Origin of the sequence: Rhizohabitans arisaemae, assembly GCF_025996515.1 — a bacterium.
Classification (GTDB): domain Bacteria; phylum Actinomycetota; class Actinomycetes; order Streptosporangiales; family Streptosporangiaceae; genus Rhizohabitans; species Rhizohabitans arisaemae.
Window position 1 is genome coordinate 156,706 of the sequence record NZ_BLRH01000055.1, and the last position, 17,641, is coordinate 174,346.

Sequence of the window (17,641 nt, forward strand, 5' to 3'; positions counted from 1 at the left end):
GTCGTCGGTCACAGTGGTGACCGTAAAAGGTTCCAGTTAGACAGTGGTTACGCGAAGTACGGCGGCCTTGAGCATCAAAGGTAGTGATCGCCATGGATTGCGCAACCCCAAAGCGCGAATTTTCTGACGATCATCGAAAACCCGGGCGTAACCCCGTCCCGTTACCGTGCGGGTCCGACGCCGACCGGGTGACGAGACTGTGGTCCCCGCGAACGGAAAGCGACCAGGAGGGCACCATGACCGCGACCATGCCCATCACGAGAACGGTGTTGCCCGATCATCGTGACTCGATGTGGATCGGGGGTGCCTGGACGCGGCCGAGCGTCGATGAGCGGTTCACCGTCGTCGACCCCACCACCGAGGAGGTCATCGGCAGTGTCCCCGCCGGCTCGGCCATGGACGCCGGACGGGCCGTGCACGCCGCCGCCGCGGCCTTCCCCGGCTGGTCGGCGCAGCCGCTGCAGGCACGGCTGCGCCCGCTGCGCAAGCTCCTTGAGCTGCTTGAACGCGACGCCGACGGGTTCGCCGACCTGATCACTCAGGAGGTCGGCATGCCCCGGCAGCTGTCCCGCGGCGTCCAGGTGGAGTTCGCGCTCGGCGTGCTGCGTTCCTACCTGGAACTGGTGCCGAACCACCCGTTCGAGCAGCGGATCGGCGGCTCCCTCGTGATCCGCGAGCCCATCGGGGTCGTCGGCTGCATCACCCCGTGGAACGTCCCCCTGCTGCTGGTCGTGCAGAAGCTCGTGCCCGCGCTCGCGGCGGGGTGCACGGTCGTGCTCAAGCCGAGTGAGGTCACGCCGCTCAACACGTTCCGGCTCGCCGACCTCCTCACCGAGTGCGACCTACCGCCCGGTGTGGTCAACCTGGTCAGCGGCTCGGGTCCCGTCGTCGGCTCGGCGATCGCGAGTCACCCCGACGTGGCGATGGTCTCGCTGACCGGGTCGGCCCGGGCGGGACGCCACGTCTCCGCGCTCGCCGCGGACAGCGTCAAACGGGTCCACCTGGAACTCGGCGGCAAGAACGCCAACATCGTCCTCGACGACGCCCCGCTGGACCGGGCGGTCGGCGCCGGCGTCCGCCAGGCCTGCTTCAACTCCGGCCAGGCGTGCCTCGCGTGGAGCCGGATCCTGGTTCAGCGCTCCCGCTACGCCGAGGCGGTCGAGATCGCCGCCGCCACCGCGGACTCCCTGCGCGTCGGCGACCCGTTCGACGCCGGCGTCGACCTCGGGCCGGTCGTCTCCGCCGTGGCCCGCGGGCGGATTCGCGACTACATCCTCCTCGGCGAGCAGGAGGGCGCACGGCTCGTCACCGGAGGGGCCGCTCCGCCTCCCGGCCTGGACCGGGGCTTCTTCGTCCGTCCCACCGTCTTCGCCGGTGTCCACAACGACATGCGGATCGCCAGGGAGGAGATCTTCGGGCCGGTCGTCGTGCTAATCCCCTACCAGGACGAGGCCGACGCGGTGCGGATCGCCAACGACAGCGAGTACGGGCTGCACGGTGCGGTCTGGTCCGCGTCGGAGGAGCGCGCGCTCGCCGTCGCCCGCCGGATTCGCACCGGCCGCGTCGACGTCAACGGGGCGCCTTTCAACCTTCTGGCGCCGTTCGGCGGCTACAAGCAGTCCGGCAACGGCCGCGAGCTCGGGTCCTGGGGCCTGGAGTCGTTCTGCGAGGTCAAGTCGATCCAGCTCGGCGAGAGCGACGTCCAGGTGACGGTCGGCGGCACAACCTGATCCACCACCGGGTTCCGCAGACCCGCACGGCCTCTCGACCGGGGAGAAGTCTCCGCGGGAGGCCGTTGATCACGTGGCGGTCTCCTCCGATGTCCGGAATCGGCCACGCCGGACAGGTGGGTCTCGTCCGCCCTGGGGTATACGGCAGATCTCATCCCCGCCACGAGAGGGAAACCATGGCCTTCCGCATCAGGCATCTCGGCGTCGCCGTGGCGATTCTCGCGGGTTCGCTGTCGGTGTCCCCCGCTGCGCAAGCCCAGGCCTACGGGAACTTCGTCTGCGAGGACGGAACCCGGCATCGTGTCTCCACGCTCGTCCCCTACGTCATTTGGGGAACCGGCTGCACCGGTTCGGGATCAGGCGCGAGCAGGGTCGTCATTTCCTCCGGTCCCGACGCCGGCGTGTACCAGTGCCGCGAGGCGAGAGTCCTCCAGGGCACCCTGCTCGGGCAGCAGTGCTGAAATCCCGATGACCGGCGTGTTCCGCACGCCTCGGGACGGGCGCACAACGCAACGATCACCCGGGAGCCGGGAACTCAGTCGCGCGGCCGACCCCCACCCCCGCCGTCAATCATGGGGTGAATGAGCTTGGCGGCCATCGCCTTGCGCACCGAGTCGACGCGGGAGACCGCGCCGAGTTTGGCGTAGATGTTCGTGAGATGCCGTTTCACCGTGGCCTCGCTGATGCCGAGTCTGGTGGCGATCTGCGAGTTGGAGAACGCCTCGGCGGTCAACCGGAGCACCTCCATCTCCCGGGTCGACAGCCGCCGCGGCGTCCCTTCCCGGGGGTCCCCCCCTCCGCCGAGGGTCTCCCGGGACACCGAGAGCAGGACGTTGCGCGGACTCTGGTACACGGCGTGCAGGGCGGCGATGAGCTGGTCCCTGGCGATGTTCTTGACGAGGTAGGCGGCCGCGCCGCAGTCGAGCAGCTCCTGGACGATCCTGGAGTTCTGGTGCATGGTCAGCACGATGACCGAGACTTCGGGACAGGTTCTGCGCAACCCGGTGACGACGGCCCGGGCCCCGGGCCCGGGCATCTCCACATCCAGGACGAGGATGTCGGGACGGAGCGCGGTCACGATCTGGACGGTCCGGTCGCCGTCCGCGGCCTGTCCGACGATCTGGAAGGCCGGATCGGTCTGGATCAGCTGGGCGAGGCCGTCGCGAAAGAGTGTGTGATCGTCGGCGAGGACGACCCGGATGGATGGCTCGTCGGGAGCGCTCACGGCGTCACGGCCCCGACCGCTTGGACGACGTCCCGCCGGCCTCGCCGCTCGCCCTGCCCCGCTCCACCTCACGACGCTGCCACGTCGTGAGTATGGGGTCGTCGGACATGGGAATCCGTACCTCCACCGTGGTCCCCTCCCCCGCGTTGCTGAGCACGGCGACCGTTCCGCCGAGCAGCGCCGCGCGTTCCCGCATGGACGTCAATCCGCCGCCCTTCTTCCGGGCTTGGGTGGCCACGACGTCGAATCCGCAGCCGTGGTCGCTGACGGAGGCGCGCAGCACCCCGTCGGCTGTTTCCAGCGCTACGGCGAGTTCGGTGGTACCCGAGTGCAGCATGGCATTTCGAACGGCTTCGCGGAGCAAAATGTAAAGTTCTTCCGTTACCTCCCAGGGAAGGGAGATTGGCGGCCCCTGAACGTCGACGGAAACGCGCGTGGACCGGGGTACCGTGGTCCGCAGGTATTTCCGCAGCGCGACCTCCAAGCTGTCGTCGCCGACCTTTTCCCACAGGTCCGCCGAGAGCTGTCTGGTCCCCTGGAGCCCCTCTCTGATCGCCTGGCGGGCGGTGGCGAGGTTGTTCGCCGCGCGTTCGGGGTCGTCGTCCCGGTACACCTCGTACAGGTCGAGCTGCTGGAGCGCCACCCCCATCCCGTGCGCGATCCGGTCGTGCAGGTCCCTGGCGATCCGGTGGCGTTCGTCCTGGTAGGCGGAGAGCAGCTTGCCCAGCAGGAAGTTGACGTAGGGGACCGACCCCACCGCGAGCCGCACCATGATGGAACGGTGCAGCTCCAGGCCGATCGTGAGGACCCCTTCGACGGGATGGTCGTCCTCGGCGACGAGCCGCTGCGCGAGGACGGGAAACGCGGCCTCGAACATGAGGGCCGCCGCGTGCAGGGACTGGGTGGGGTGGACACCCGCCTGCGCCCGCTTCGCCCCGATCTCCATGCTGAGCGGCAGTGAGGTCCGGTCGTCCAGATCCAGGTTCCACCAGCGCGCCAGGACGTCCTTGGTGACCAGGGACGCCTGAATCTTGAGCTGCTCCTGAATGCCGGCGTCGGTCAGGACCGGACTCCCGGTCGCGGCCAGGTGCCGCTCGTACTCAATGAGGACCGCCTGGCAAATAAGATCAGGATCGTAGCGTATTGTCCCCTTGACGTACTGATGATCCTTGTCGGCCTTCGCCATCCCACACCTCGAAAGCTCGGGGACAGATCTTCTTTTGAGCGGGGAATATGATGTTCCATCTACACATGGCATCGGACTAACGCAGATGTTATGGAGCTCCCCTGGGTAGAGCAAGACATCTGACCCTGTTTGTCCATGTCTGTGGGTTACCTACGGAAAAATGCGGAACTCACAGTGAAACATGGGGATCATCAGACTTCTGGCCTGACATTAAAGCCTGTCAAGTCCACCCCTAACCCCGACAATCAACACAAACCTATATTGAACACCATCTCGCCTCTTTCAGCATCTTTGCAGCATTATCCCAGTGTGGGCCCGTGCATCCGCCCGTGCCGGGCCGACCGGCCCGGGCGCCGGCCGCAGAGTCCGGTGCGCGCGCGCCGTACCGGGCCCGTCCGAGACCGCGAAAACGATGTGGCCCCGCCCCCGGTGGGGGACGGGGCCACGGAGCCGGCTCAGCCGATCCGAGGTGGGAGGTCAGACCGGCGTCGCCATGGCGTCGCGTGACGACTCAGGCGTGGAAGGGTTTCCCTCACCGCCGTCACCGGTGCTCGGCATGTCCCGGATGGAGCGGACCGGACCGGCCAGCAGGGTGAGTCCGCCGATCACGGTGATGCCGCCCGCGAGCAGCAGACCGGCCGTGAGCCCGAGGGTCTCGCCCACGCCGCCGCCGATCGCGTAGCCGAGGGAGAGCGCGCCGTAGACCACCGCGAGCGCGGTGCCGCTGACCCGGCCCATCTGCTCGTTCGGCGTGACGCCCTGCACCAGGCTGAGCACGTGGATGTCGTACATCGGGCTGACGAAGCCGATGATCGCCTGGATCACGATCAACCCGACGAAGGCGCCCACGGCCCCGGCCGACGGCAGCAGCGCGTAGCCCGCGCCCAGGACGACCGCGGTGATGACGAGCGTGCGGCCGAGGGTGAAGAACTCGGCGACCTTGCCGGAGAACACCGCGCCGACGATCACGAACACGCCGCCCACCGCCGCGGCGGCACCGACCTGACCGGGGCTCAGGCCGAGCTGCTTGTACGCGTAGACGATCAGGAGGGCGTCACCCATCGCGGCACCGAGGTTGACCACGCTGCTGGACACGAACAGGCTGCGCAGCGTCGGGGTGCCGAAGAGCGTGCGCATGCCCTCCTTCATCTCGAAGGCGGCCGACTGCTGACGGTCCCTGGTGCGCCGGCGGACGTCGCGGTCCCGGATGAACAGCAGGGCGACGATCGAGATGAGGAAGGTGAAGGCGTCGATCGCGACCGCGCGCGCGATTCCGACGAACTGCATCAGGGCACCACCGGCCGCAGCGCCGACGACCTCGGCGAGGCTCCGGCTGATCTGCAGCTTGGTGTTGCCTTCGACCAGGTTCTCGTTGCCGACCAGCTGCGGCAGGTAGGACTGGTAGGAAACCTCGAAGAACGTGGTGAGGATGCCGGCCGTGGCCGCGACGATGTAGAGGTGGGCCATGCTGACCGTGTCGAACGCGAAGGCCACCGGAATCGATCCGAGAGCGATCATGCGGCCGACGTCGGCGACGATCATGATCGCTCGCCGGGAGAACCGGTCCGCTACCAGACCGGCGATCGGCGCGAGCACGAAGAACGGGAGGAAGCGCAGCGCGCCGAGCACACCGGCTTCGAACGCGCCCCCGCCGAGAACAACAATGGCGATGGTGGGCAGTGCCAGCAATGAAATCTTGTCGCCGAAATTGCTGGCTGTCTGACCAGCCCAGAGCCGATTGAAGTCGGCGTGTTTGTTGAGTGCCATTTCAACGTCCTCTTTCCTTTTCCAGGGGAAGGGCTTGGATCGGTGGCCCTCGGGCAAGTCTGGGGATTAGCCTGGGAACAGTCGCACCGTCGAACGTTCATCACCTCCCGACAGCCCTCATCGGGGGAGCCTCACGTGAGGCTAAAAACCCAGGGTTATCGCCCGGTTACGTGGGATTCGACGTCATTGCCGATGTCTCCCGAGGCGTAACCAAACCCATCTAGTTTCGCGATGCCGACGCAATGATGGGAGAAACCTATGACCGTTCTGAACGGGCCGGACGACGTGCGTTCCCCGTCTCCCCCGGATCTGCCGATCGCCGCCGTTTCGCGCGCGGTCCGGCGGAACAGCCGGCGCATCCACCGGCTCGATCCGGGCGACTGGCGGGCGCTGACCGGCCATGTCCGTGACATCGGAGCGGATCCGGACACCCTGCTTGTCGCCGCGTTCGCCGAGGTGATCCGTTCACGGTGCAAGAGCCCCGAGTTCACCCTCGCCTACCGGGCCTTCCGTACGCCGGTCAAGGCCGTGACGGCCCTGGGGCACGCCGCGACGTTCGCCGCGGAGGTCCTGGAGGTCCGGCGATCGATCGCCCGCGCCGTGCCCGGCCCCGACGCGGCCGGCCTGCCCGTGGTGTTCGGCGCCCTCGCCCAGGCGGACGCCGACGCGCCGCTGAGCGTGGGTTACACCGAGGACGCGGGCGGGCTGGAACTGTGGTGGGACTTCGACGCCGAGGCGTTTCCGCCCGGGCTGATCGACGGAGCCGTCGAGTCCTTTCAGGCGCTGCTCCACCGGCTCACGGATTCCGCGACCTGGGCGCAGCGCCGTCCCGACCCGCTGCCGGAGGCCGATCGCGCGCTCATCGCCCAGGTGAACGACACCGCCGGGCCGATCCCCTCCGTCCTCCTGCACGAGATCGTCGCCGCCCAGGCGGAGGCGCGGCCGGACGCCGAGGCGGTCGTCGACGGCCGGCGCCGGCTCTCCTACGGCGAGCTGGCGCGGTACGCCAACCGCATCGGCAGGCGGCTGCGCGAGGCGGGCGCCGTACCGGGCGAGCTGGTCGCGATCGTCATGGAGAAGGGCTGGGAGCAGTACGCCGCCGTCTACGGCGTGCTGACCTCGGGTGCCGCCTACCTGCCGATCGACGCGGGGGTGCCGGCGGAGCGGCTGGCCCGTCTGGTGGAGCGAGGCCGGGTCCGCCACATTCTCACGCAGTCGTGGCTGGACGAGCGGCTTACCTGGCCCGCTCAGGTGACACGCCACCGGGTCGACCAGGAGTTCGAGACCGGGGACGCGAGCCCGCCGCCCTCGGCGCAGAGCCCCGGCGACCTGGCCTACGCCATCTTCACCTCGGGCTCGACCGGGGAGCCCAAGGGCGTGATGGTGGACCACCGCGGAGTGGTCAACCTCATCACCGACGTCAACGCCCGTTTCGGGGTGGGACCGGAGGACCGGGCCTTCGGGATCTCGGGGCTGCACTTCGACGCCTCGATCTACGACGTGTTCGGGGTGCCGGCGGCGGGTGGCACGGTGGTCCTGCCCGATCCGTTCGAGCGCGCCCAGCCGGACCGGTGGACCGATCGGGTGCGGACGGAGTCGGTGACCCTGTGGAACTCCGTACCGGCGATCATGGAGATGATCGTCGGGCAGGCCGAGATCCGGGACGATCGCCCGCTCGAGTCGCTGCGCCTGGCCGTGCTCTCCGGCGACTGGATCCCCCTGACCCTGCCCCGGCGGCTCCGCGCCCAGGCCGGGAACGTCAACCTGATCGGCTCAGGCGGGCCGACCGAGACGATCTGCTGGTCGGTCTTCTACGAGATCGGCGAGGTCGACCCCGCCTGGACGAGCATCCCGTACGGCAAGCCCATCACCAACCAGCGCTACTACATCGTCGACGGCGATCTGCGGCAGCGGCCCGTCTGGGTGCCGGGGCAGATGGCGGTCGCGAGCCCCGTCGGACTCGCCCACGGGTACTTCGCCGACGAGGTCCGTACCGCCGCGCAGTTCGTCACGCTCCCGGAGACCGGGGAGCGCGCCTACCTCACCGGGGACATCGGGCGGTACCTCCCCGACGGCAACATCGAGATCCTCGGCCGTGAGGATCACCAGGTGAAGATCCAGGGCTACCGGATCGAGCTCGGCGAGATCGAGGCCGCGCTGCGTGAGCACCCGTCGGTCGAGGCGGCCGTGGTGGTCGCCCCCAAGAACGGTTTCGGGGTGCGCCGGCTCCACGCCTACCTGGTCGGACGCGGGGTGGACACCCGTGAGGTACGGTCCGCGCTGCGCGCCGTGCTCCCCTCCTACATGGTGCCCTCGTCGCTGGACGTCCTCGACGCGCTCCCGCTGACCCGCAACGGCAAGATCGACCGGCTCTCGCTCACCGAACGGGCGGGCGGCCCCGCGCCGGCGGTCCGCGCGGCCGTGGAGCCGGACCGCTCCGGTGAGCCGAGGAACGCGCTGGAACGCCTGATCTGCCGGCTGATGAGCGATGTCCTCGGCGGGGAGCAGGTGGACCGGAACGGCAACTTCCTGCGGCTCGGCGGAGACTCCCTCAGCGGCACGCGGCTCGCCTACAACCTGCGCGAGCTGCTCGACGTCGAGGTGCCGCTGCGCCACGTCTTCGACAACCCGGTCGTCGCCGATCTCGCCCGGGTCATCTCCGCTCACCCGGTGCACGGGACGACCGCGGTCGAGACCGCCGAGCTCATCGAGGCGCTCGGCGAGGAGACCGAGGTCGCCGAACCCGTCCCCGTCCGACCGGCGTGCTGAGACCCCGTCCGACAACCGGCGGAATCACCTCTGATTCCGCCGGTTTCCGGCTCACGGAAACGCGATGCCCCTCGGCTTTTGTCAACAAACCCGGCCCACATGCGCGACACCTGGGGAGCTCCCGGCCAGGCCGCTTCACAAAGCCGGACCGTCGTCACGCAGGCCGCCGGCCGAGAAAGAAACATCCAGGTGGCAATAATTCTTTTCAGCAAACCACCGCCAAAGCATTTGAAACATTCTTTTCGATTTCCCATCGAACCGATTTCCTCAACTATTCTCAACTCACCGATGATCGGGGGCACATCTTCACGCGTCACGATAGATCTCAACTCCGATTCGATAAAGAAGGGTTTCGTCACGGTGCCGGGCCGAGGTTCCGGGTGTTCCACCCGATTCCGGGCTCTTTCCGATGTCATATCGCCGATCTCCCGTGCCGATGCCCGCTGCATGCCGTCGCGCGGCCTACCAGGCAACGAGGTCGGTGAGGACGAGAAGGTGGGTCGAGTACTGCGTGATCATGAAGACGCGGTACGGCAGACGCCGGCGTGAGCGGTTGCCGACGCTCCAGCGGCCCAGGGCGGACACCGCCAGGCCGAGGCCTCCGGCGAGGACCAGGCACGCCGCGCCCAGCAGCCCGGGGGCGCAGATGAGCGCGCCGGTCACGAAGGCGACTCCCACCGCGCCGGCGCCGAGGCCGACGACGATCTTCGCTCCGCGGTCCCCCCAGATCAGCGGGAGGGTACGGCGTCCCGCGTCGCGGTCGCCCTCGATGTCGGAGAGGTCCTTCGCCAGGCCGCCGATGCCCATCCAGGCCGACATCGCGACCGCGAAGACCAGCATCGCCGAGTTCACCGGGATCCCCGCTGCGTTCATGCCCGCGAGGTAGGTCACGATTCCGGCCCCGACGACCGCCACCTGGACGCCGGCCACGGTGTTCTTCAACGGCGCCGGTCCGGTGGAGTAGACCCAGCCGAGGACGAGGAGCAGCAGGGCGAGGACGAAGAACCGCTCGGAGACCCCGGCGGCGAAGAGCAGCCCCAAGGTGCCGAGGAGCATCGCGAGCCGGCCGGCGGTGACCGAGGAGAGGTCGTCGCGGGCGATGGGCCGGTTGGACCCGTTCGAGCGGTCCTCGACGATGTCGGCCGCCCCGTTGACGAGGTACACCGACCAGGTGAGGAAGAGCCAGGCGCTCGCTCCGGTCATCATGGTTCCCCAGGTGACGCCGCTGAGCCCGCCGGCGGCGAGGAGGGCGCCGACGACGAGGCGGAGCTGGAAGATCACCTGAACCACGGGCCGGGCCTCGACCCAGGCGAGGCGCAGTGTCCGCCAGTTGGGTGTGACGACCGTGGACGCCGATGCGCTGATCTTGAACGATTGATGCGTCATTTCCCGCCCCAATACGGTGGAGGCTACGTCTGCGCATTAATCGTTTATCTAGGAATGAACCCTCGTATATCCCGCAAGGCGCGTATCGGACTACGACTAACGTCGTAGTCCCCATTACACCTTGGGGGCAAATACCTTGATCGTGGCTTCGGGCAATTCGTACCGTTCACAGTGAACCCACCCGCGCGGCCAGGCGAGCCGGCCAAGCCGGACCGGGGGAGATTCGGCGAAAGGACGACACGAAATGCTCACCGCAACCATTCCCACAGTGGTGGCCCGTTGCATGGGGCAGTTCCGTCTAGTGATCAACGATCAGCAGGTCGCCCACTGGCGGGCGGGCAAGGCCCGTGCCCTGTTCCAGTACCTCCTCATCAACCGGGGCAGGCTTGTGCACCGCGACCGGCTCCAGGAGGTGCTCTGGCCCGACTCCTGCGATCGCGGCTCCAGCTCACTGAAGGTCGCGGTGCACGCCGTACGGCGGATCCTCGCCTCCTACGGCGCGGACGAGGACTTCACCCTGGTCCACCAGGACCACGGCTACCTGCTCCGCGCCGAAGGCGTGTGGGTGGACGTCGACGAGTTCGAGCGCGCGTTCCAGCGCGGCCGCCTCGCCTGGGTCGCCAAGGACCACCTCCAGGCGCTGGAGTGGTTCCGCCGCGCCGCCGAGCTGTACACCGGGGACTTCCTGGCCGGCGAGACCGGTGACTGGATCAACGAACAGCGCCAGTGGATCCGCGGCATCGGGCAGCGCGCCCTGACCACGCTGCGGGCCGACGCCCTGGAGCGGGAGGACTGGCCCGAGGCGATGCACTGGTGCCGGCGCATCCTCGACCTGGACCCCTACCATGAGGACACCTATCAGACCCTGATGATGATGCACGGCGAGCTCGGCGAGCTGGGCCGCGTCCGGGACTGGTACGAGCTGTGCCGCATCCGCCTCCGCAACGACCTCGGCATCGAGCCGACCGACCGGACCGAGCGCATCCACACCTCGCTGCTGCGCAACCGGGCGCGCACCCACCTGGTGGCGGTCGCCGGAGCCCGGTGACCCCCCGATCCCGTCAACCCCATCCCAGCCACGCGGAGGACTCCCGTGAACACCCTCGTGACCACGCTGCTGTGGCGGCTGCTTACCGTCTTCGCCGCCACGATCCTCACCTTCGGACTGGTGGGCGGGCTCGCCCCCAAGCAGCCCGCCGGCCGCCAGCGCGGTCCCTGGGCGTACGGCGTCAGCCGTACCCGCCTCTTCTCCCCGAGAGGCCGGCTCCGGCTCGCCTGACGTGCCCGGAATCGGCTGACGGCGTGTCCCCCATCGTGACAAGGTGACTTCCATGGCTTTCACGGGCTTCTCCGCGGAGACCTTCGCGTTCTACGACAGGCTCGCCGCCGACAACACCAAAGAGTTCATGAAGCGCGAGAAGGCGGTGTACGACCGCGCGGTCCACGCCCCGATGGCCGCGCTGGCCGAGGAGCTGTCCGGTGAATTCGGCGAGGTGCAGGTGCTCCGGCCCCAGCGTGACTCGCGTTTCTCCAACGACAAGTCCCCCTACAAGATCTATCAAGGCGCCTACACCGACACCGAGCCGTGCCTCGGCTACTGGGTTCAGGTCGACGCCGGCGGCCTCTACGTCTCCGGACGCTTCTACCCCTGGGCGACCGAGCAGGTGACCCGCTTCCGCGCGGCCGTCGAGGACGACGTCACCGGTCCCGGGCTGGCCGCGATCGTCGCCGTGCTGCGCGACGGCGGGTTCCAGATCGGCGGCGAGCGGCTCAAAACCGCCCCGCGCGGCTATCCGAAGGACCACTCGCGCATCGACCTGATCCGGCACAAAAAGATCGACGCCGGGCTGCGCTTCGCCCCCGCGGCCTGGATGCACACCGGCGAACCGCTCGCCCGGGTGCGTGAGATCTGGCGGGCCCTCACCCCGATGCTGGACTGGATCTCGGTCAACGCCAAGCCCACGCCCTGATCCCGGTACGGCCCTGACGGAAGGCCGATCGGGAAGTCCAGGCGCTAGGGTTCAACAATGGCGATTAGCAGCACGAACCCATCGGTACGCCAGGCCGTCATCCTGGCCGGAGGTCAGGCGACGCGCCTGCGGCCCTACACCGACGACCGGCCCAAGGCGATGGTGCCCGTGGCCGGCAAGGCCATTCTGGACTGGCAGCTCGAGTGGCTGTCCGTCCAAGGAGCCGAGCACGTCGTGGTCTCCTGCGGTTACCGGGCCGACGTCCTGCAGGAGCACCTGCACGACCACCCCTACCCTCTGAAGATCGAAGTGGCGGTGGAGTCCGAGCCGCTCGGCCGGGGCGGGGCGCTCCGGTTCGCCGCGGGACACCTGCCCTACCGGGACGAGCTCTGGCTGGCGCTCAACGGCGACGTCCTCACCCGTTTCCCCCTGGGCGAGATGGTCGACCGGCATGTCTCGGCGGGCGCGATGGCCACGATCGCACTCGCCCAGTACCGTACGACCTGGGGCATCGCCACCCTTGACGACGAAGACCGCATCGTCGGCTTCGTCCAGTCGCCGCGGCTGCCGTACTGGATCAACGGCGGCATCTACGTCTTCGACCCCGGCGTGACACCGCTCCTGCCGGTCAAGGGCGACCACGAGGACACCGTGTTCCCGCAGCTCGCCGTGGACAAAAAGCTCGCCGCCCACAAGATCGAGGGCTACTGGCGGGGCGTCGACACCGTCAAGGACGTCAACGAGGCCACCACCGAGATCGGCCGCCTCGGCTGGTAGCGGACGTCCGGATCGCCGTCCCGGGGACCGATCCCGGGTCGCCCGTCCCACCGTCGGACGCCTCACCGAGACGGCAACCGGTTCCGCCTACGCGGACGGCGTCCCACGGTCAGGTCGCGGGGGATCCGGGTCCGGGGGCGGCGCCTCGGGCCGCTCGGACGCCGTGACCTCGGCCAAACGCTCGTGCAGCCGGGCCCGGATCTCCTCCGGGGTGTACGCGCGGCGCCTGCGCTCGGCTCGGGCGAGCACCACCCCCGTGGCCGCGACCCCCGCGAAGCCGGCCAGGCCGATTATCTTCCACCACCGCATTCGCATACCCATAGGCTAGTTGCGTGAGTGACGCGAGCATCACCCTCGACGAGGCCCTGGAGCTGACCAGGACCGGCGACGTCTGGGTGTTCCGCGGGCGTTCCGGGCCGGACCGCGCCATCCAGATGACCACCAACAGCCCGGTCAACCACGTGGGGATGTCCGTGGTCGTCGACGACATGCCGCCGCTGATGTGGCACGCCGAACTCGGCAAGTCGCTGCCCGACCTGTGGTCCGGGACCCACCAGCGGGGCGTCCAGCTGCACGACGCGCGGGACGCCGTCTCCGTCTGGGCGAACCGGTACGGTCAGCGGGCCTGGCTCCGCCAGCTCGACCCGGCGATCACCCGGGAGATGGAGGACGCCGTGCTGCGGACCGTGGCCCGCCTGGACGGCACCCCCTTCCCGTCGACCGCCCGGCTCGCCGGACGCTGGCTCCGCGGCCGGATCCCCCGGATCCGCCTGCCCGGCCGCCGGCGGGCCGGCGAGGACGGGCAGTGGGGGGAGTCCGCCCTGGAGACCGCGTACTGCGCCGAGGTGGTGGCCGTCACCTACGAGGCGATGGGGCTGCTCCCCACCGGCCGCCGGCCGAACTGGTACGACCCCGGGCGGTTCTGGAGCGGCGACGACCTGGGAATGGTCGAGGGCTTCCGGCTTGGGGGCGAGATCTCGGTGCGGATCCCCGCCGACACCGGGCGGACGCGGCGGCGCTGACCGTCATCGGTTTCTCCCGGCGAAGGCGAGCACGAACAGCGGAACGGGGAAGAAGAGCAGCCAGTCCGCGTACATCTCCGTCCAGCCGGCGCCGGCCGTGACGTCCCGCTGCGCGGCCCCGCCGGGATCCGCCTGGACACCCGGCGCCGATTCGGCAAGCGGGTCCGGCTCGGCGTGGACAAGCCGTCCCACGTCGGCGTCCCCGGGCACCGGCCCCGAGGCCAGGACACCGGCGATGAGCGCCGTCGCCGAGGCGACGGCGAGGACGGCCACGGAGATCCGCCATCCGGCGCGGCGGCCGAACCGGCCCGGCAGCTCGGCGAGGGTGAAGGCGAGACCGGCCACGTTGTAGGCGACCGCCTCGACGGCGAGCCGGACCACGCCGAGCTCGGTGCCGCGGGCGAGGCGGAGCCAGATGATGAACAGGGACGCGGTCCACGCGCCGACGGTGCCTACGGCTACGAGCAGGATCCGGAGCGAGCGGCGGATCCGGGCCCGGGCCGGGCCGGAGCCGACGAGGGCGAACCCCGCCCCCGCGCCGAGGAGGACCGCCGACATGCGGAGCAGCCCGGTCGCGTCCTGCGGGTGCGGGCCGGTGTCGGCGAACGTCACCCCGGCCACCAGGACGCTGGTGATCGCGGCGACGGCGAGCGGCGCCCAGTCGATCGTGTGGACGAGCGGGGAGAGCCTCTCCCGGACGACCCGGATCACCGACGATGGGGTCACCTGGTCCCCTGACGGGCCTCGGGCGGCGGGCGAAGTCCGGGCTCCGTCCCTATGTCGGGCTCGGCCGCCGGCCTTCCGCCGTCCGGGGCTCCCGTCCACGCCGAGGTGAGGAACGATTCGGCCGGGGCGGACCGGCCTTCAATCTCAATCGGTGCAGGCATGACGGGGTCCCATCGGGTGTGTCAGACGATTCCGGCCGGCTCCGGCGCCCGTGGGCCGAGCGGAACGGCCCGCTGCCCTCACCGATCCGAAGAATCAGCATCTAAATTGAATTACCGAGAAAACGGACAATTAGGTGCTTGCCTACATTCACCCCACCACCCCACTGGATCACCGATCTCGCTGTTCACCGGGAAGCGTCCGCGGATTCACCGGCGGATTTCCCATACGGACGAGATCGGTGTCGGAGTCACCCGGGCCGCGTCGGTCCACGCGAATCCCGGAGCCGCGTCGCCTCTCCCCGGCCCCGGAGCGGACTCAGGTCACCCGGCGAGCGCCCGCCGCACCGGCCCCGACCGGACGTGCTCACAAGGATGTGCTGACGACACGCTACCGTGACCCGATACGGCCGGGCACACCCGAAATGCCCCGGCAGCCCGTCGATCGGGCGCGAGCCGTACACCGCCTGAAGCACAGCTCATCACAATCTGTGCTTTTTACGACTAACAGTCGTGTTATCAATCCAATCACGCTTAAAGAGGGTCAACCCGGAGATACGATCTCCTCCACGAGATCGTTCGCGGAGCACGGGAGCAGGCCATGGGCGAACAGCGGCGGGTACCGCTTGGGGTCGACGTCACGCAGATGAGCCACGCCAGGGCCTACGACTATGTGCTCGGCGGCAAGGACAACTACGCGGTGGACCGCGACGGAGCCGAGCAGGTGATGGCGCTCGCCCCCGACCTTCCCGTCGTCGCCATGGCCCAGCGCAGGTTCCTGATCCGCGTGACGGAGATGTGCGCCCGCCTGGGAATCGACCAGTTCCTCGACATCGGCACCGGGATCCCGACCTCCCCCAACGTGCACGAGGCCGCGCGGGCGATCATCCCCGACGCCCGGGTCGTCTACATCGACAATGACCCCATCGTCCTCCTGCACAACAACGCCCTGCTCGCGGGGGACGACGGGGTGGTCTCCATCCAGGCCGACGTACGCGACCCCGACGAGATCTTCAAGCATCCCAGCGTCCGGCGGCACATCGACTTCGAGAAGCCGATGCTGCTGCTCTTCGTCGGCCTTTTCCACCTGGTCGACGACGAGGACGACCCGCCCGCGCTGGTCGCCAGGTTCCGCGACCGGCTCGCCCCCGGCAGCCACGTCATGATCTCGCAGTTCTGCACCGACGGCAGCGACCCCGCCGCCAAGGCCAAGATCGAGGAGATCTCCGAGCACTCCACCGCCTCGATGAACTTCCGGACCCGGGCCGAGATCGAGCAGATGTTCGACGGCTTTGAGATCCTGGAACCCGGCGTCGTGGACGTCCAGGAGTGGTGGCCGGACGAGAAGGCGCCGCCCACCGCGCTCAAGGTCGCCGCGGGGGTCGGCCGGCTCAACTGACCCCCGGCGACGACTGAAGGGGTGTCTCCCGCACCGGGAGACACCCCTTCAGTCATGTGAGGGTCAGTGGTTCGCGGACGAGCCGTTCACCGCCAGGATCCGCTCCGGCACCTCAACCGCGGGGAAGATCCCGCTGTCGATGATCCCGTGCTCGTGGTAGGCGGCCTCGATCAAGGCGTAGGCCCGCGGCTCCAGCTTCCACAGCGCCCGGTACTCCCGCGCGGTGTGCAGCGGGACCCCGACCTCCCTGGCGATCTCCGCCGCCCGGGGGACGTGCTTGCGCTCGATCTGACTGTCCCAGTATTCCCGGGCCGCCCGAAGGAGCGTCGCGCGCTGGGCCGTGTTCACCACCAGCGGGGCGGCGGGGGCGTCGAGCATCTTGAACTCCTCCGCCTCGTCCTCCGCGAGCGACATGGCGAGCGACATCGCCGCCGACGGCGGCTCGGGCTCGGGCTCCCATGGGACCGGCGGCTTCAGGTCGATCAGCGTGGAGGTGTTGTAGAGGGCGCCGATCTGCCGCAGCAGCGCCTCCTGGCGTTCGGTGTCGACGGCGAGTCCGGTGTGCTCCACCGCCTGGTCCATCGCCCGGTCCAGCCTGGCGAGCGCGGCGCGCATCTTGCGGTCCGAGGCACCGGTGGCGCGCAGGGCGCGCGCCCGCTTGGCGGCGAGCGCGACCCGGGTGAGCCGACGGTGGGCGTCCACGTCGCTGGCGGTGCGGTCGCTCACCTCGGCAAGGCCGATCCGGACCAGCGCCCGCTCGGGGGTGATCCGCCAGTTGATGCGGTGGCGGCCGGTGATGCGGTGCCGCTCGATCCTCATGCCGCGCTCCCAGAGCCATGCGGCAACCAGCGGCGCGGCGAGCCGGAACATGGCCTCGGCGAGGCTGCGCGCGTCCATGCTGGACAGGACGGCCGACAGGCCGGTGAGCGCCCACACGGCGACGCCGTCGATGCCCGCGGCGTAGTTCTCGCGCATGTTGCGGCGAGCGCGCACCGCGCTGGTGATGACGGCGACTTCGATGAAGGCGAAAAGCAGGAGCCGCAACGGCCCGTCAAATCCGAGCACGTCTCCGGAGAACCGCCACATGCCCTGGGCGGAAACCCCGGTCGCGATGCTGGCGGCGACGATCGTGAGGATGTCCTCGGTCGGACGCGGCGCGATGAAACGCTGGAAGAACCGCTCTCCCACGCGGTATGTGGCGCGCAGGGCGAAGTAGGCCAGGCCCAGGACTACCAGGGCGACCGCGCAAAGAACGATCGTTCCGACCGGATGGTCCGATGCGAAGGTGGTGATTTGATCAATGGGTGGCATCAGTCACTGTCCGTCAGTCTCGATGTCCGACAGGATACTCGGCGATCATTCCAGGTTTTTGACGCCTTGTTTGCGAAACACGCGCGAACCCGTGGGACGGGAGTGAAGCTGACAGCCTCCTGTTATCAATCCCGTCCCACCCTGTCGACCTGCGGCTTCACCGGAAGCGCGGTTACGGGCCGACCGGTACGCGCCGCGCCCCGCACCCCCTCGGG

16 protein-coding genes are annotated in these 17,641 nt (G+C 69.1%); 9 read left to right on the forward strand and 7 right to left on the reverse strand.

Features of this window, described 5'->3' with window-relative positions:
* Positions 1-236: 236 nt before the first annotated feature.
* Positions 237-1,730: an aldehyde dehydrogenase family protein gene (locus tag RUR_RS27255; RefSeq protein WP_283138063.1), complete on the forward strand. Its 1,494-nt coding sequence runs from the start codon at positions 237-239 to the stop codon at positions 1,728-1,730.
* A 176-nt stretch (positions 1,731-1,906) separates the two neighbouring features.
* Positions 1,907-2,191, forward strand: coding sequence for a hypothetical protein (locus tag RUR_RS27260; RefSeq protein WP_283138064.1), 285 nt, complete (start codon positions 1,907-1,909; stop codon positions 2,189-2,191).
* A gap of 74 nt (positions 2,192-2,265) precedes the next feature.
* On the opposite strand, the gene RUR_RS27265 is transcribed toward RUR_RS27260, so the two are convergent.
* From RUR_RS27265 to RUR_RS27275, 3 genes are all read right to left on the reverse strand, one after another.
* Complete coding sequence (locus RUR_RS27265) at positions 2,266-2,955, reverse strand: response regulator (protein ID WP_283138065.1); 690 nt, start codon at positions 2,953-2,955, stop codon at positions 2,266-2,268.
* 4 nt (positions 2,956-2,959) lie between these two features.
* Positions 2,960-4,141 (reverse strand): sensor histidine kinase, encoded by a 1,182-nt coding sequence (locus RUR_RS27270; RefSeq protein WP_283138066.1) that lies wholly within the window; start codon positions 4,139-4,141, stop codon positions 2,960-2,962.
* 477 nt (positions 4,142-4,618) lie between these two features.
* Positions 4,619-5,908: an MFS transporter gene (locus RUR_RS27275; RefSeq protein WP_283138067.1), complete on the reverse strand. Its 1,290-nt coding sequence runs from the start codon at positions 5,906-5,908 to the stop codon at positions 4,619-4,621.
* A gap of 258 nt (positions 5,909-6,166) precedes the next feature.
* Between RUR_RS27275 and RUR_RS27280 the strand changes: the two genes are divergently transcribed.
* Positions 6,167-8,677, forward strand: a complete 2,511-nt coding sequence (locus RUR_RS27280; protein ID WP_283138068.1) for a non-ribosomal peptide synthetase — start codon at positions 6,167-6,169, stop codon at positions 8,675-8,677.
* A gap of 462 nt (positions 8,678-9,139) precedes the next feature.
* On the opposite strand, the gene RUR_RS27285 is transcribed toward RUR_RS27280, so the two are convergent.
* A complete protein-coding gene (locus RUR_RS27285) occupies positions 9,140-10,063 on the reverse strand; it encodes a UbiA family prenyltransferase (protein ID WP_283138069.1) in 924 nt (307 codons plus the stop codon).
* A 244-nt stretch (positions 10,064-10,307) separates the two neighbouring features.
* Between RUR_RS27285 and RUR_RS27290 the strand changes: the two genes are divergently transcribed.
* Genes RUR_RS27290 through RUR_RS27305 form a run of 4 tightly spaced genes read left to right on the forward strand, consistent with a single transcriptional unit; the run spans position 10,308 to position 12,810 of the window.
* Positions 10,308-11,111, forward strand: coding sequence for an AfsR/SARP family transcriptional regulator (locus tag RUR_RS27290; protein ID WP_283138070.1), 804 nt, complete (start codon positions 10,308-10,310; stop codon positions 11,109-11,111).
* 45 nt (positions 11,112-11,156) lie between these two features.
* On the forward strand, positions 11,157-11,342 hold the full coding sequence (locus tag RUR_RS27295) for a hypothetical protein (protein WP_283138071.1): 186 nt from the start codon (positions 11,157-11,159) through the stop codon (positions 11,340-11,342).
* Between the two features lie 52 nt (positions 11,343-11,394).
* Positions 11,395-12,033, forward strand: a complete 639-nt coding sequence (locus RUR_RS27300; protein ID WP_283138072.1) for a DUF2461 domain-containing protein — start codon at positions 11,395-11,397, stop codon at positions 12,031-12,033.
* 57 nt (positions 12,034-12,090) lie between these two features.
* Complete coding sequence (locus RUR_RS27305; RefSeq protein WP_283138073.1) at positions 12,091-12,810, forward strand: nucleotidyltransferase family protein; 720 nt, start codon at positions 12,091-12,093, stop codon at positions 12,808-12,810.
* A gap of 87 nt (positions 12,811-12,897) precedes the next feature.
* Here RUR_RS27305 and RUR_RS27310 read toward each other — a convergent pair whose 3' ends face one another.
* On the reverse strand, positions 12,898-13,125 hold the full coding sequence (locus RUR_RS27310) for a hypothetical protein (protein ID WP_283138074.1): 228 nt from the start codon (positions 13,123-13,125) through the stop codon (positions 12,898-12,900).
* 17 nt (positions 13,126-13,142) lie between these two features.
* On the opposite strand from RUR_RS27310, the gene RUR_RS27315 reads away from it, so the two are divergent.
* A complete protein-coding gene (locus RUR_RS27315) occupies positions 13,143-13,832 on the forward strand; it encodes a hypothetical protein (RefSeq protein ID WP_283138075.1) in 690 nt (229 codons plus the stop codon).
* Positions 13,833-13,835: 3 nt separating this feature from the next.
* Here the strand turns inward: RUR_RS27315 and RUR_RS27320 are convergent, their stop codons facing one another.
* Entirely contained in the window at positions 13,836-14,558 is a 723-nt protein-coding gene (locus RUR_RS27320) for a hypothetical protein (RefSeq protein ID WP_283138076.1), read from the reverse strand.
* Positions 14,559-15,317: 759 nt separating this feature from the next.
* Here RUR_RS27320 and RUR_RS27325 point away from each other — a divergent pair.
* Positions 15,318-16,115 (forward strand): SAM-dependent methyltransferase, encoded by a 798-nt coding sequence (locus RUR_RS27325; protein ID WP_283138077.1) that lies wholly within the window; start codon positions 15,318-15,320, stop codon positions 16,113-16,115.
* 63 nt (positions 16,116-16,178) lie between these two features.
* On the opposite strand, the gene RUR_RS27330 is transcribed toward RUR_RS27325, so the two are convergent.
* Positions 16,179-17,426 carry a hypothetical protein gene (locus RUR_RS27330; protein WP_283138078.1) on the reverse strand — a complete coding sequence of 416 codons (1,248 nt, stop codon included), beginning with the start codon at positions 17,424-17,426 and terminating at the stop codon, positions 16,179-16,181.
* Between the last annotated feature and the right edge of the window lie 215 nt (positions 17,427-17,641).

Bases quoted from the DNA above. Each gene is read 5' to 3' on its own strand.
- RUR_RS27255 (WP_283138063.1), top strand. From the start codon at position 237: ATGACCGCGACCATGCCCATCACGAGAACGGTGTTGCCCGATCATCGT.
- RUR_RS27260 (WP_283138064.1), top strand. From the start codon at position 1,907: ATGGCCTTCCGCATCAGGCATCTCGGCGTCGCCGTGGCGATTCTCGCG.
- RUR_RS27270 (WP_283138066.1), bottom strand. From the start codon at position 4,141: ATGGCGAAGGCCGACAAGGATCATCAGTACGTCAAGGGGACAATACGC.
- RUR_RS27275 (WP_283138067.1), bottom strand. From the start codon at position 5,908: ATGGCACTCAACAAACACGCCGACTTCAATCGGCTCTGGGCTGGTCAG.
- RUR_RS27280 (WP_283138068.1), top strand. From the start codon at position 6,167: ATGACCGTTCTGAACGGGCCGGACGACGTGCGTTCCCCGTCTCCCCCG.
- RUR_RS27285 (WP_283138069.1), bottom strand. From the start codon at position 10,063: ATGACGCATCAATCGTTCAAGATCAGCGCATCGGCGTCCACGGTCGTC.
- RUR_RS27290 (WP_283138070.1), top strand. From the start codon at position 10,308: ATGCTCACCGCAACCATTCCCACAGTGGTGGCCCGTTGCATGGGGCAG.
- RUR_RS27300 (WP_283138072.1), top strand. From the start codon at position 11,395: ATGGCTTTCACGGGCTTCTCCGCGGAGACCTTCGCGTTCTACGACAGG.
- RUR_RS27305 (WP_283138073.1), top strand. From the start codon at position 12,091: ATGGCGATTAGCAGCACGAACCCATCGGTACGCCAGGCCGTCATCCTG.
- RUR_RS27310 (WP_283138074.1), bottom strand. From the start codon at position 13,125: ATGCGAATGCGGTGGTGGAAGATAATCGGCCTGGCCGGCTTCGCGGGG.
- RUR_RS27325 (WP_283138077.1), top strand. From the start codon at position 15,318: ATGGGCGAACAGCGGCGGGTACCGCTTGGGGTCGACGTCACGCAGATG.
- RUR_RS27330 (WP_283138078.1), bottom strand. From the start codon at position 17,426: ATGCCACCCATTGATCAAATCACCACCTTCGCATCGGACCATCCGGTC.